We start from the raw sequence: 13,574 nt of genomic DNA on the forward strand, positions 1-13,574 counted from the left end.
GGTAAAGCATGGATTCCCCCATGCTTGGGGCGGTTCTTCGTAGCGGAACTCGTCAAGAGTTTCGGCCTCGGATGGGAGACCACCGAAAGTCTTGACGACTTCCGCTACGAAATGCTTCACAGCGACCTCTACGTCTGCGGGGCAACGATCCCGTAGGCGTGACGCCAATCTTGGCAGCCTTTGCTGCCGACGCGAAAGTCGCGGCACACACTGGGCCTGGCCTCGTGGTGCTTGCAGCGCCGGCTTTCCAGGTCCAACCACACGCATGGACCGTCCAATTCGCCTTCGGGCACCGAATAGGATTCCACATAGGCCAGCCACTGCGACTTCAGATCCGCCGGCATTTGAGTCCAGTACGGTTCCACCGGTCCGCCATTCTCGCCACGAAGATAGGGCGGGTAACCCATGTGCATGCAGCACACGCCGCAATCACCGCAATCTTCAATCGTTGGCAACTTCGTCACGCTTGATCTTCCATTGTTCGTCAAAAAATCCATCGGCCACCACGTCGCCCGCAAAGATGCCATCGTCTTCGCTGTCGACGCTGAGGACCGCCCAATCGGGCAGCATCGCGATTTGACGTGAATTGCTGACGTTCGAAAACTCACGAAACGTCATTCCCGAATTCACGACGATGTATCGATCGAGGTTCAGCGGGTTGGGATAACAAAAGACGGGAACATGCGAAACCGGATCAAATTGCCGGTCGCCTACCGACACACCATCTTTGGTCCACTGGATCGGCAACTGCCCGGCCAACTTGGCCAACAAACGGTTGCTGGTGAAGTCGCCAAAGCAGACCAGGTTGCACGTCTGGATCATTTCGTCGGTCACTTCGGTGTCCTGAACCACGTTGGCCTGGCCTCGCATCAGCGTTTCCCATCGCCGGATCGCGTACTTGGTTTCACGATCAATCCACCGTTGAACTCGGCCGTGCGTCGCGGGACGACTGGGCGTTACGAACACGAACCGCTGGCAAAACGCATCATCGATCGGCCCCTGCATGCCAGGACGTTTTTGCAGTCCGGTGATCGCCTGAGTTGATTGCAGCCAGGCACCGCCCGATTCGTCACGAACCAAGTCGACCTGCAGCCCCGCAGTTTCGCTGGTGTCTGTCAGCAAGACCTGCTGCTGATCGATATCAAGCGTGACCGCCTGACGGTCGGCGGGCCAACCGGAATCGGCAAAATCCAAACGCAACCTGGTCACGCCGCTGGTCGTCATCTCAATCGCGTGGTCACCCACCACTTCAGCCACCACATGGCCCGGTTGAAACTGCTGGGTCAGTCCATCCACGGACAACCAATCGGATCGGTGATAACGCAGCAGGTAAGTGACAAAGTCGATCTTGGTACGCGGTGCGGGCATTTGCTGACTGGCCAGATCATCCAGAATCGCGTCGATTTTCTGGGCCGAAGGTGGATCGATCTTATGCCCCATGCCTTTACCGATGATGTGTTGATACGGAATGCCCTGCTGGCCCGCGGCCTGGGTCACCCGCTCGGCCGCTTGGCGTTGTTTGTCGACTTCACCGCTGTAGGCAACCAATTCGGTGTTTCGCAGATTGGTCACCCACGGCAAAACGTCGTACCAGTTCAACAGTTTGCGACGCGTGTCCGTCAATTCGAACGGCATCTTCTGCGACCATCCCTGGTACACGATCGTGTCGACAAAGCCGGCTCCTGGATTGACCGCGAACCAACGACTGGGCTGATGCACCCCCAGGTGCCAAACACCGGCCCCACCCATCGAAAAACCTCGCATGGCGATCCGGTCCGAATCGACCTCTAACAATTCCGAAACGTGTTGGATCGCTTCGTCGACATCGGTTTCGCCAGCAAACTTGAACGCCACGCAGTGCCGACCAAAGGGATGCAACACGAAGGTATCGCCGGGCGAATACTGACCGACCTTGGTCATGCGTTCTTTCAGAAACGCGATCTCTGTCTTGGTATCCCCACGTCCGTGCAACCAAATGTCCATCCGGTATTTGGAATCCGTTGACGCGTCATCGGCCGTATAGCCCGCCGGAATCACCAACCCGAACGGTTGGACCGAATCATCGATATCCGACTTGAAACCACCGATGACGGGCAATGGTTCTTTGGATCCCAAGCGACCATCGGCCAGTAAAGCTAAGCCTCGTTTGCCACTGCTGGCGGATTGCAATCGACGCTGAGCCTCGTCCAGCAACCGGCCCGCATCTTTCACTTCCGATGCTTTGTAGAACCCGTTTTGTTCCAGAGCCAACCTGACTGATCGGACCAGTACCTCGACATCGGGTGACCATGCATCCGCATCGTCCGAGGCAGACTTGGCGGCCACAATCTTGGCCTGGATGGCGTTGACCCGATCCACCAACGACGCGCGGTCATCGGCATCCAACGAAATCCCCGGCGGGGGCAACTGTTTGAAATCTTCGGCAACGGCTCTGGATCGCGAATCACCTGCAAAGGCAAATCCGACCCACAATACAACACATGTCCATCGCAAAGAAAATCCGATCACCTGGTCAAGCTCCTAAGGCAGCGTTTGGGGGTCCATTCAAGTTGGCCCCCATGATAACTCGGTTCAACCGCGGCGGCTGATCACGATGATGGGGCAGTGAGTTCGGCTTGCGATCTGCCGCGTGAACCGTCCGAACAGCTTCTGGCGTGGCCCGATTCGCTGGACCCCTAGGATCACCAATCCCGATGCGTCGGCGCGGGACACGACGGCATCGACCGGGTCGTCACTTTCGACGACTTCGCGTTCGCAGCGTCCACCAAAATTGTCGTAGGCCAAGCGGTCCAGTTCTTTCTCTACCCGTCTCAATTCGCCCAGCCCGGATGCAACCGGTATCACGCGAACAAACTTGACATCACAATTCTGGTTCCGTGTCAGACTGCCCAGCAATCGGGTCAACAGATAGTCATGTCCACCGTGACCGGCGACGGGCACCAGAATCTTCTGGCGTTCGGCCAGGTGCCAATCGTTGGGTGCTCGCAAGACCACCACGTCGGTCTCCAACCGGCTTAGCAAGGCTTCCATCGGCGCCGGGGGACCGTCCTCGGCGATCTCGCTGAGCCCTAGCAGCACCGATCCGCATCGGTGCAATCGGGCAACACGTGCGATTTCTTCGAACGGTGATGCCGCCACCGTGACTAACGTTTCGGCATGCACGCCCAGCCGCAGCGATGCACTGATCAGCGCCCGCTGGACCACATGGGACCGGTCGGCCGGTCCGGGATCCAGATCGGGGGCCCAATCCGGCGGGGCCACCACGACGGTGTGCAACAGCACGCGTCCCAGGGCGGCCGGCACCAAGGTTTCGGCAAGCGCGATCATCGCCTCGGCGTTCTGTGGATTGGCGATCGGCACAAGCACTAGCGGTGTGTTCCCGCGCAGCCGCGACAACTCGGGATTGGCTGCCATGCTGGAAACATCGCGCAGCCGGGCACTGCGAGCAAACAGGGTCAGAAACAAGACGCCGCCCAGCGATAACCAAACCACTGCGATCAAACCGGCCGTTGGAACAGCAATGCCCTGAAACACCGCCAAACTGACGCATGCCAGTCCACCCACCACTGGCACGACCGGATACCAAGGCGACATGAAGGGGGGCGGATTGGCCGGGCTGCGCTGACGCACCAACACGCTTAACCAGTGCGCAATCGCAAAGGTCACCAAAAAGATCAAACTGGATGCCGCCCCGGCAGCCGACAAGTCTGGCAGCGCCACCACCAACAAACAGACCAACGTCGTGGTCACGATCACCGATACCGTCGGGTTCCCATTGCCAGCACTGACCCGGCTCATCATTCGCGGCAGCGTGCGGTCGCCAGCCATCGCCTGCGCGATTCGCGATGCCGCAAACAGATTGGCCTGCAGCGCCGTGAACATCGACAAAACGGCCGCCACGATGACCAACCAAAAACCGGTCACCCCCAGATAGTTCCGGGCCGCGTTGGCAACGATCGAACCGGGATCGGCAGCAGCAGCCTCGGTGATCGATTCGCCCGACGGCGTGCCCACCGCAACGATCACCGACAACAATGGCAAATAGATCAATAATGCGATCACCAACGAAAGCATCATCGCACGGGGGATCGTGCGGGCCGGCTGCTTGATTTCACCGCCCACCGCGGCGATCAGGTCAAACCCCTGCAGCGCAATGAAGCTGTACCCCATCGCTTGAACCAACCCGCCCATCCCGTCGGCAAAGAAAGGGCGAAAGGATGCGACCGTGTCGCCGGCCGACTGTTGGCAAACCGCCCACACGCCGCCCACGATCAGGACCACGAACACAGCCACCTTGGCGACGTTGGCAAACGTGCCACCGCCCCCGGTTCGCATCATCAACCCCACCGCTAGTAAGACCGATGTCGCGATCGCGGTGACCGGGACCAGGATCGGACGATGCAGCCAGTCCCACTGATAGCCGTTGGCCGAACTGAGTTCCTGGCAAAAGATCAGCCCAAAGTGCGCAAAGCCGAGCGCGTACAGAACCGCCGCGACGATCGATGCGAACCACACGACCCAGCCCACGGTAAACGCAGACTCCACCGACAAAACTTTGCGGCTGAACGTGTAGGTCCCGCCCGATTCGGGGAACTTCGATGCCATTTCGGCAAAGCTAAGCGCCGTCAACATCGCGATCACTCCATTGATCGCAAACGCGACGATCGCGGCCGGACCGGTGGTGGCAAAGGCGACTCCCGCCAAAGCCAAAATCCCACCGCCAACGATTGCCCCCACTCCGATGCCAGTAGCGCCGAACAAGCCCAGATGACGCTGCTGTGTGTCGGTCACCGACTATGCCTTTTGGGGCTGAATCACGACCTTCATTTGATCCGGATCACCCGCGTGCAATCGTTCGAACCACTGTGGTCCGTCCGCCAATCCGATCATCGAAGTGATCAGCGGCGCGACGTTGATGATGCCACGGTTCATCAAGTCGATGCACTGCGGATACTCGCCATTGCAACCACAGGTCCCCTGCAATCGAATTTCTCGCGTCACGACCGACTGCAATGGCAGTTCGATCGTCGGGGCGACATTGCCGATCAAAGTCACGCTGCCACCTTTGCGAACCGATTCGATTGCCGTCTTGATCGTCGGCGTCGCACCGACCACTTCCAATGCCACGTCGGCACCACGACCTTCGGTCAATTCACGGACCGCGGCGGGGACGTCCACCAGATCGCCACGCAGAACATGATCAGCACCGAGTTCTTTGGCTGCCGCCAGTCGCTTGTCGTTCAAATCGACTGCGATCACCTGCGTCGCCCCCGCAGCACGAATCGCTTGCACCGCCAACAATCCGATCATGCCGGCACCGACCACGACGGCCGTGTCGCCCAACTGGACTGGGGTCACCGCTGCGGCGTGAACAGCGACCGAAACGGCTTCGACCAACGCAGCGTGTTCGAACGGCAACGAATCGGGCAGCGTGTAAACGATCCAGCGAGGCACACTGATGCGTTCAGCAAAGGCGCCGTGCCGTCGGTATTCGCCGCACGAAACACCCAGCACCATCCGGTTGTCACACAAATTGCCATCGCCTTGGCGACAGAAATGACACTGCCCACAGGAAACCATCGAATCGAAGGTGACGCGGGTCCCGTTGGGCATATCGGTCACATTGTCGCCCGTGGCGACCACGATTCCGGCCGCTTCGTGGCCCATCACCAAAGGTGGAATTCGTCGACCGGTGCTGCCGTCGTACCCGTGAATGTCGCTGCCGCAGATGCCGCATGCTTCGACCTGTACCAGAACGTCATCGGCGCCGACTTCGGGCTCGTCGACATCGGTAACTTCCATCTTCTTGTATTCGGTCAGCAACAAAGCTTTCATGGTCGGGGCTCGGATGGGTGCGACGGGTAGAAACATTCTTGATACAAAAGGCGATTATCAAGCCGAAACGTACTTTAGCACAGGTGCCGTACGATTGAATCAAGACACCGACCAGGACGACGAAACCCTGACCTCTTACCACGAAGCCGGTCACGCCGTCGTCGCTCATTCGCTGGGTGCGACCGTCGATTCGATGCAACTGTGGGGGGAAGCCGATGATTGGCTGCCCGAGCGATTTGGGGACTGCCGTGTGAATTGGGGGCCGGTCGACCCAAATTTGGACTGGCAGCGACAGCGTGAAATCATGACCTATCTGGCCGGTCCGGTGGCAGAAATGATCTACCGCGGCGAACCGCTACACCCAGCCCTGTACGGGCCTTGGCAAGATGACTGGCAGCGCGCGATGGCCACCTGCGAAGCGATCATTCGCGATCCCCAGCAACGCACCCTACTGCTGGAAAAGATCATCGTCAGCCTGCATCAACACCTGCAAAACGAACCCTACTGGCCAGCGATCGCGGGGCTGGCCGATGAATTGGCCGCCCACGAGATGCTAGAGGCCGATCAGGTTGCCGAGACCCTGGAATTCTGGCTGCGCCGTTAGCGGGCTGTCGGTTTCGTTAGCCGCTTAGGCCAACGCCGTGAAGCATTCACACCCCGTGCGTCGGGACGTTTTTCGTAGCGGAACTCGTCAAGAGTTTCGGCCTCAGATGTGAGATCACCGAAAGTCTTGACGACTTCCGCTACGAAATGCTTCACAGCGTTAGCGTTTAGGCGATAACAGTCTGCTGATCTAGTGAGCCGTGATCGCGTGAGCGGCCGGGAATTGCCCATTGCCTCACGGCCAGCGGCTCACCATTGCGGTTGAAAACTCGCCTAAACCGGCAGCCCGCTAGCGATGAATGGACGTCGGCACCAGGCGGTTGATGGTCGCGATCGCTTCGTCGTGCGTGATCACCCTGGCGTATCGGTCGCGCAACGTGGCCAGCGACGCGGCGTGCAACTCCGGCGTCACGGTCGCACAGCAGTCCTCGACAATCGTGACCAAGTAACCCAAGTCGCAAGCATCGCGGACGGTCGTCTCCACACATTCATTGGTGTAAACGCCAACGACGAACAGCGACTCGATCCCCAAGTTTTTCAAGACGTAGTGCAGATTTGTCGACGAGAAAACGCCACTGGCGGTCTTGTTGATCACGATCTCGTCGCCGCCTTCCAGCGGTGCGACCTGTTCCACGAACTCGGCTTCGCGTGACCCCGGCGCAGCCAACAAGTTCAATCGCTTGTGCCCCTTTCCACGATCGCGACCATCGCGAGTGAGCGACTGGATCCGCGTGTGGATGACTTCCATTTCGTGCCGGCGGAATGCGTCCTGGACCGCACGAACGTTGGGCAGAACCAGCGAATCAAGTCGATCGAAATAGTACTTCTGGTCCTCGTGCGACACACCGCTGTTGTCGGCATCTTCGAACACACCACAACCGGGAACGGCATCAAGTTTTTGAAGGTCGATCGACAGCAGCGCCGTTTTCCCTTTGACCAGGAACTCGTTGTGCGCCGGGTTATCGATGAACGATTCCACATACACCGCGCGCAGCGGATCGACATGTTCAACGTGCTGGGGAACTTGCGATTGCTTATCAGTCATTGAATGATTCGATCCAGTGAGCGTGTGATCATAGGTAGCGAGAACTCCGCAAGCGGTCCGCCGTGGCAGTGATATGTCCCACCGATGGTATCCCCAGACGCGAACGAACACGACCCGACCAGCCATCGATCGTACAACCATTCTGCTCGGCGAGCTTTAAAATCTCGTCGCGTTGTTGCTCGGGGCTTTCTTCCTGCTTGTCGCTCGACATGCGGATGTAGCCAAAGGTCGATCACCGCGTCGGTGGCCCGACGAACGGTTCGGATTTTGATCGGGATGTCTCGACCGTGCTTGGCCCGCAGGTCGGCGTACAACGCTTGCAGGGCATCTTGACCCAACGATGCGGCTTCATCTTTTTCGGCCGCGTCGATCTGCGACATTTTTCTGCCGGTCGTTTGGGTGGCGGCCGGCTTCTTTGCCGAAGCGTTCTTGGTGGCGGTGATCTTGGTCGCTGCGGTGGTTTTCTTCGTTGCCATGTCTGTGTTCCCGTTGTTGGGCGTTTCGAGGTTTCGCGTTGGCCACGGTGGCCACCGTGGCCACCGTGGCCAACGTGGCCACCGTGGCCAACGGGACCACACCGTTACCTCTGTCTCGAAAACACATCCAGCGCTGTTCCGGAGTTTTTCCGAGACCTTTTTTGCGTAGTAATAGCGAAGCGAAATCGCGTCAGGCGTTTCGGCAAAGAGAAATCGCCAATTGCTTCGCGGTGGCAACATCGGCGGGTTTGAATTCCACACCAACCATGGCAGCCAGTCGCTCCACGAGTTGTTCAGGGGCATCGAAGTCCACTTTCTTGATGCAATGCACTTTCGCACCTGACGCCAACTCGTTGATCGCTGAATCGACGCTGCGATCGTGAACCGCTTCGATACCAATGCGTTCATCATCGCCAGCGATGGCGATGAAAGTTGTTTGAGGCCAGGCTGCTTGAACGTCTTTATAAAGCAACGCAAGCTTTCGATGCGTCGCGCCGATCGGCATTTCATTTTTTGCCGCCTTCAAACGTCGATCAGCCCACATCCGAAGATGAGCAACGCGGAACGCTTGGTCGTTAACTAGATTCCAACTCTGCCCCGTGACGAGATGATCGCAAACCGAATCGAAACCGGGGGCGCAGTACGATTCCGGTGCTTCAGCAATGGCCTCCGGCGGACGTGCGGTCCCGAAAGAGATACCCAGACGATGAAGGATTGCCGCAACAATCATACGTTGCCGATGACTGCTGCCGACAACCGCAATGACCGGATGATCGATTCGCAAATCGTAGAACGACCGCGCATCCGGGAAAAAGTTTGCGTCAAGGTGTTTCTGTTTGATGTTGCTAAACCCAGCTTCTTGTCCGATCAGCCAGCGATCAGGACAGTACAAACCGCCATCGAACTCCGCGTGCAATTCACCGAAGCGGTGATCGACGTGATGCTTTTCGCCCCAGGCGTCTCGGTCATGTAAATGAGCGGCGACCATTTGCATTGCAGTGGCACCGCGGAATGCGTAAGCGTGGCTACGATGCGCATTGAACGGCCGGTACACAGGTTCGCTTATTCGAATCGGCAGCCCCTGTTCGCGTTGAATATGTTGACCACCGAGATAGACCCACTGCCAATCGATAGGGAGTTCGCGTTCGAATGCTTTAAAGAGCGTGCTAAATTCAGCATGGCAGAATGCATCATCTTCCATCACCAACAGTGATTGGGCTCCGTCGCTGATCGCCTGCTCAATTACGCACTGGTGTGAACGAAAGCAGCCCCAGGCGGCATCACCAGCCACCCACCAAGGCGGGCAAGGGAGTCGCGAACCATCGAAAGCCGAGAACCGCTCCGGTCGTGGAAAAGGCCAATCGGCAGGCAAAGCCTGATAGAATCGTTCCAACCGCTGGCTATCGCGATCGAGGTTGATCACAACAGCCCGTTCAATCTCCATTTTCATCGATTCGTTCCTCTCCGATCTCTGCACCCATGAAATCACTGGTTTGGCTTGCATCCTATCCGAAGTCGGGCAACACCTGGATGCGTCTGTTATTCGCGGCGTACCAAAAGTCACCGGACGACGAGAAGTTTGAACTCAGCGATGCCTACCACGCCACCATGTCCGAATCACGTCGGCAAGCGTTCGAGCGCATCGCCGGCAAGACAGACCTGACCAATCAAGAGATCGACGAACTACGCGAAGCGGTGCAAATCGACCTTTCAAATCGCGTGCGTCCACCGGTATTGATCAAAACACACAGTGCCCGTGTGCAACACAATGGCTTTCCTATCATTCGCCGTGAACTCACGCTCGGAGCAATCTACATCGTCCGCAACCCGCTGGACGTGGTCGATTCCGTCGGAGACCACTGGGGCGTCGATCACGATCGTGCTATCGCGATGATGAACGATCGCAATCTCACTATCGGCGGCCCCAAACAAGACTTGGTCACGCAGTACCTCGAATCCTGGAGCGGACACGTCACGTCGTGGATTGACCAACGAGCGTTCCCAGTCCATGTCGTCTGCTACGAAGATTTGCTCGCCCGCACCGAAATCACGTTCCGCAATGTCTTGACCTTTCTTGGTTGGGATCCGGACCCCGAGCGAATCGAACGTGCGATCGCGGAGACCGATTTCCGTCGTTTGCAAAAGCGAGAAAAGGAAGCCGGCTTTGGCGAACGAAGCAACAAGAGCAAAAGCGGGACTTTCTTTCGGAGCGGCAAAGCGGAGCGTTGGCGAGAAACGCTTTCCGAGGACCAGGTCAGTCGAGTTGTCGAAGCCCACGCCGGAGTCATGAAGCGATTTTGCTATCAAACGATCGTTGCTGCTCGCGAATCCATGGATTAGGCGGTCTCAATTCAACCCGCAGATAAATGTTTGCACGGCCTGGCAAACTTCGATACGTTTGTAGGGGTTGAAGCAGTTAAGCAGAGCGACTCTTCGAAGACCACGGCACGCGCACAAGGGGCAGAGCATTGGGATCACGCAACGGAATTCCAGCAAACGGCTCGAACAACAGCCCTCGCCGCTCCCGCAAGCGCCGTCTACGCGTCGAGACGCTGCAATCGCGGCGTTTGTTCGCTGCTGACCTTGCTGTCGCAACCGCAACGGCTACGCCGACAAACGTGGCCCGCGAGATCCGGCCGGACGTCAACGGCGACGGCTTTGTGTCGCCGGTCGACGTTTTACAGGTCATCAACGTTCTGGCCGACAGCACGCGGTTCGAGGACAACCCGTATGCCGATGCGAATCAGGACGGCGAGGTCACGGTCGATGACGTCGACGCGGTGTTTGGTGCGATGGGTACGGAGACCGAGCCTCGCCTCGGTGTTCTGAATTACACTCCCGAGAGGTTCGAGTCGCAGTCGGCGAACATGGCACCAATGGCTTCGGCGTTCAGCTATTCTCCATCGAGCAGCAACTACGGAACGTCCAGTTCTAGCTATTCCCCGAGTTCGTCAGGTTCGTCATCGGGCTCAACATCAACCAGTACGTCGACAAGCACGCCGACATCGACCTCCACAAGTACAAGTACATCGACATCCACCTGCACATCGACACACACGTCAACTTCGACTTGCACTCATACATCGACCTCAACGAGCACATCAACATCCACACCGACTGGAACTTCGACGAGCACTGGTACATCTACTTCGACTTCAACGAGCACATCGACCGGAACTTCTACCTCGAATACCCCGCCGGTAGCAGTTGATGATGACTTTTACACACTTGACACGGTCAACTTGACTGGGAACGTTCTTGGCAACGATTACGATCCAGATTTCGGTCCCAGTTCAATTCAGGTGTACACATCATCTGCACCTTCACATGGAACGTTGACAATTGATGTCGGCGGTTCCTTCACTTACAACGCGACCGATGGGTACAGCGGTTCAGATTCTTTTGAATACACGATCTACGATGGGGCAGACGAAAGCTACACTGCGACAGTTGAGATTGAGGTTGGTCGCGTCGTGCTCAAAGATGGGGTGTTGGATATCACCGACCAAACCCAAGATGTCTGGGTAAGTGATATCGTCGCCCCGGTTGCAATTTTGATCAACGGTCAAGGAAACGATATCGATTCGCCGTCGTGGACTGTGCCTGGATACGAGTTGGCGAACTGGGACTGGAATCAGACGCCCCCTAAGCTGGTCTACCCGGACCTCAATGTCCTTAGTACGAGTTGGTTCTGGGTAGACGGAGGCAATGGTCGAGTTGTTACTCTCTCGGGAAACGTACAGGGGCAATCCTTCAGTGTTAGCACTACCTATGACGTGCTGCGACCTAACATCTCGCTAAACATTGACAACTCTGGTGTGATTGACGTCTACGGGAATAGGGTGTCTTACGGAGATCCAAACGCTCCGCCTCCGGGTATTAGGTTCGATATTGTTGGTGGAGCACCACCGATTCCTCCGGCGGGGAGCTATCAGTTTGGATACCTGCAGGTTGGAAACTCGCTTGACGCCAGTCGCGTCGATGTTAACAACGTTACGCAGAACAGGAATCAGAACGGACCGCTCTTAGATGGCGGATTTGTTTACCCAGGACAAATTGGTCCATTTACGGCGATCGATGTCCCGCAAGAGCCACTTGCTGCGGGCTATAAAGCTTGGTCTCGCGATGACAGTTTCTCGACGTACGTGATGTTCCAGAGAAACGGAGGGGGCGTCGTTCCGCTTCGCGTTGTGAGTTGGAGTTGGGGCTTTGAAGCTAGCAGCACTGATGGAGGACAAACCTGGTCGCTTGACAGTTCGTACAAAGGTCTCTCCCCGCAATCTGACACAACGAATTATCCAACCTGGACTGGCCTGATTAATCCTGCGGCCCCCTTTATCTAAATAGGTTTGATGATGGCTTATTCACTAATACTTTTACTCTGCTTAGCCCCTCCCTTGGTTCCTACATTCCATGGCACCCCAAAGGTGCTCTTAGAGGGAGACTTGAGGGTTGATCGCGGACAAGATGTGACATTCACGGTACTACTTGCCTGCGAAACTGGCATGACGCCAGCCTACAATCCTTTTCTCGATAACAGCTACTATGTGCCCGCTAGTGTTGTAATCTTGGACAAGGAAGGCAAAGTCTTGAAGGATTTGGCTGCCTCAAAAAATCCGGCTGTACTCGACACGGACCCAGTGCGTATACCCAGAACCGGGTCGGTTGGTCGGGTATTCTCGGTACCAACGGGTCAGGTAGACGGCAAAACGTTTTCATTGCCTGCAGGGGAATATGTCGTTAAAGCCACGTACTTCAAAAGTATCTTGACTGGGGCGATGGATTCGAGCGAGATTCTTTGTGTAAGCAAGTCCCATGAAATTGTGGTGCGCAAATGATTATCCGGAAATTGTTTTGCTCAGCCGTCGTGACCTTATTGTGCCAAGACGTCTGCTGGAGCGAAGACGCGATGTCAGTTGTTGCAGACGTGTGCCAGGACGACGCACAAGTTCGTGTGTCATGTAAACTTGACCACGGGAGTTGGAGAATTGGCGAGAAAATAACTGCAACACTATCCATTGAGAATAAAGGCGAAGCGGGTGTTCGTGTCTTCGACCCGTTGGGACGTGGTAGAGGAAAAGTAGGGGGCATGGAGGTTGTCCAACTAGAGCTGCTCGATCAAAACAGGCAGCGAATCGGAAATCTTTTTGCTACCGAGGGAGGTTCGGCGATCCCCCCCTCTGACGGGTTCTGGATTCTTCTTCCTAAATACGGAATTTGCCGTTCTCAGATTCGTTGCTACGGTGCAGGCTATGTTCCACGAACGCGTTTCTCGAAGGGTCGCGAGTTACCCCCTGGAAACTACTTTCTTCGGCTTGTAGTGATGAAGAAATTCCTGTTGTCGAATTACGAGAACGATCGTGGTAACAACGATCGACTGGCGGAATCAAAGATAATGCCGATAAAGCTGACAGCCCAGTAGCAATCAGACACGCGTTGACCCAGAGTCTGCGCCATCCCCGATGGCTGCGGGAGATTCCCGGGGTTGGGCATTCTCGAGCATGTTGTTGAGGTGGCAAAGCCCGACTAACACACTTTTGCACAAACACACGGGGACGGAAATTGGGGTCAAGCAACCGAAGTATATCGTAATGGCTCACTTGGTGTCTTTCGTC

Annotated in this window: 12 protein-coding genes and 2 pseudogenes; 7 read left to right on the top strand and 7 right to left on the bottom strand. The window is 56.7% G+C overall.

The features are described 5' to 3' along the window. Positions 1-128: 128 nt before the first annotated feature. The 4 genes from K227x_RS28330 to K227x_RS28345 all read right to left on the bottom strand — a co-directional run bounded on the left by K227x_RS28330 (position 129) and on the right by K227x_RS28345 (position 5,835). Positions 129-464 carry a YkgJ family cysteine cluster protein gene (locus tag K227x_RS28330; protein WP_218933608.1) on the bottom strand — a complete coding sequence of 112 codons (336 nt, stop codon included), beginning with the start codon at positions 462-464 and terminating at the stop codon, positions 129-131. After that, positions 442-2,508 (bottom strand): prolyl oligopeptidase family serine peptidase, encoded by a 2,067-nt coding sequence (locus tag K227x_RS28335; RefSeq protein ID WP_145176033.1) that lies wholly within the window; start codon positions 2,506-2,508, stop codon positions 442-444. Before K227x_RS28335 ends, K227x_RS28330 begins: the two co-directional genes overlap by 23 nt. A gap of 63 nt (positions 2,509-2,571) precedes the next feature. After that, positions 2,572-4,791 (bottom strand): amino acid permease, encoded by a 2,220-nt coding sequence (locus K227x_RS28340; protein WP_246146353.1) that lies wholly within the window; start codon positions 4,789-4,791, stop codon positions 2,572-2,574. 3 nt (positions 4,792-4,794) lie between these two features. After that, positions 4,795-5,835: a galactitol-1-phosphate 5-dehydrogenase gene (locus tag K227x_RS28345; RefSeq protein ID WP_145176036.1), complete on the bottom strand. Its 1,041-nt coding sequence runs from the start codon at positions 5,833-5,835 to the stop codon at positions 4,795-4,797. Positions 5,836-5,929: 94 nt separating this feature from the next. Here K227x_RS28345 and K227x_RS28350 point away from each other — a divergent pair, with 94 nt between their 5' ends. After that, positions 5,930-6,439 carry a cell division protein FtsH gene (locus tag K227x_RS28350; RefSeq protein ID WP_145176040.1) on the top strand — a complete coding sequence of 170 codons (510 nt, stop codon included), beginning with the start codon at positions 5,930-5,932 and terminating at the stop codon, positions 6,437-6,439. Positions 6,440-6,727: 288 nt separating this feature from the next. Here K227x_RS28350 and K227x_RS28355 read toward each other — a convergent pair whose 3' ends face one another. The 3 genes from K227x_RS28355 to K227x_RS28365 form a co-directional block, all read right to left on the bottom strand. Further along, positions 6,728-7,483 carry a cysteine hydrolase family protein gene (locus K227x_RS28355; protein ID WP_145176043.1) on the bottom strand — a complete coding sequence of 252 codons (756 nt, stop codon included), beginning with the start codon at positions 7,481-7,483 and terminating at the stop codon, positions 6,728-6,730. Beyond that, on the bottom strand, positions 7,480-7,959 hold the full coding sequence (locus K227x_RS31710; RefSeq protein WP_246146354.1) for a hypothetical protein: 480 nt from the start codon (positions 7,957-7,959) through the stop codon (positions 7,480-7,482). Before K227x_RS31710 ends, K227x_RS28355 begins: the two co-directional genes overlap by 4 nt. Before the next feature lie 190 nt (positions 7,960-8,149). Next, positions 8,150-9,409, bottom strand: a complete 1,260-nt coding sequence (locus K227x_RS28365; RefSeq protein WP_145176049.1) for a glycosyltransferase family 25 protein — start codon at positions 9,407-9,409, stop codon at positions 8,150-8,152. A 29-nt stretch (positions 9,410-9,438) separates the two neighbouring features. Here K227x_RS28365 and K227x_RS28370 point away from each other — a divergent pair, with 29 nt between their 5' ends. The 6 genes and pseudogenes from K227x_RS28370 (at position 9,439) to K227x_RS28385 (ending at position 13,381) form a co-directional block, all read left to right on the top strand. Next, a complete protein-coding gene (locus tag K227x_RS28370) occupies positions 9,439-10,299 on the top strand; it encodes a sulfotransferase domain-containing protein (protein ID WP_145176052.1) in 861 nt (286 codons plus the stop codon). 278 nt (positions 10,300-10,577) lie between these two features. Then, positions 10,578-10,724, top strand: a pseudogene (locus K227x_RS31665) (dockerin type I domain-containing protein); the annotation flags it as partial. Between the two features lie 305 nt (positions 10,725-11,029). Beyond that, positions 11,030-11,170, top strand: a complete 141-nt coding sequence (locus K227x_RS31325) for a hypothetical protein (RefSeq protein WP_246146907.1) — start codon at positions 11,030-11,032, stop codon at positions 11,168-11,170. Between the two features lie 34 nt (positions 11,171-11,204). Continuing rightward, a pseudogene (locus K227x_RS31330) lies at positions 11,205-12,302 on the top strand (Ig-like domain-containing protein); the annotation flags it as partial. A gap of 9 nt (positions 12,303-12,311) precedes the next feature. After that, positions 12,312-12,797, top strand: a complete 486-nt coding sequence (locus K227x_RS28380) for a hypothetical protein (protein WP_218933610.1) — start codon at positions 12,312-12,314, stop codon at positions 12,795-12,797. 71 nt (positions 12,798-12,868) lie between these two features. Next, a complete protein-coding gene (locus K227x_RS28385) occupies positions 12,869-13,381 on the top strand; it encodes a hypothetical protein (RefSeq protein WP_145176061.1) in 513 nt (170 codons plus the stop codon). Positions 13,382-13,574 lie beyond the last annotated feature (193 nt).

This window comes from Rubripirellula lacrimiformis, from assembly GCF_007741535.1.
Classification (GTDB): Bacteria; Planctomycetota; Planctomycetia; order Pirellulales; family Pirellulaceae; genus Rubripirellula; species Rubripirellula lacrimiformis.

Coding starts and splice junctions, on each gene's coding strand:
- K227x_RS28385 (WP_145176061.1), top strand. CDS start 12,869: ATGTCAGTTGTTGCAGACGTGTGCCAGGACGACGCACAAGTTCGTGTG.
- K227x_RS28345 (WP_145176036.1), bottom strand. CDS start 5,835: ATGAAAGCTTTGTTGCTGACCGAATACAAGAAGATGGAAGTTACCGAT.
- K227x_RS28370 (WP_145176052.1), top strand. CDS start 9,439: ATGAAATCACTGGTTTGGCTTGCATCCTATCCGAAGTCGGGCAACACC.
- K227x_RS28380 (WP_218933610.1), top strand. CDS start 12,312: ATGATGGCTTATTCACTAATACTTTTACTCTGCTTAGCCCCTCCCTTG.
- K227x_RS28365 (WP_145176049.1), bottom strand. CDS start 9,409: ATGAAAATGGAGATTGAACGGGCTGTTGTGATCAACCTCGATCGCGAT.
- K227x_RS31710 (WP_246146354.1), bottom strand. CDS start 7,959: ATGGCAACGAAGAAAACCACCGCAGCGACCAAGATCACCGCCACCAAG.
- K227x_RS28355 (WP_145176043.1), bottom strand. CDS start 7,483: ATGACTGATAAGCAATCGCAAGTTCCCCAGCACGTTGAACATGTCGAT.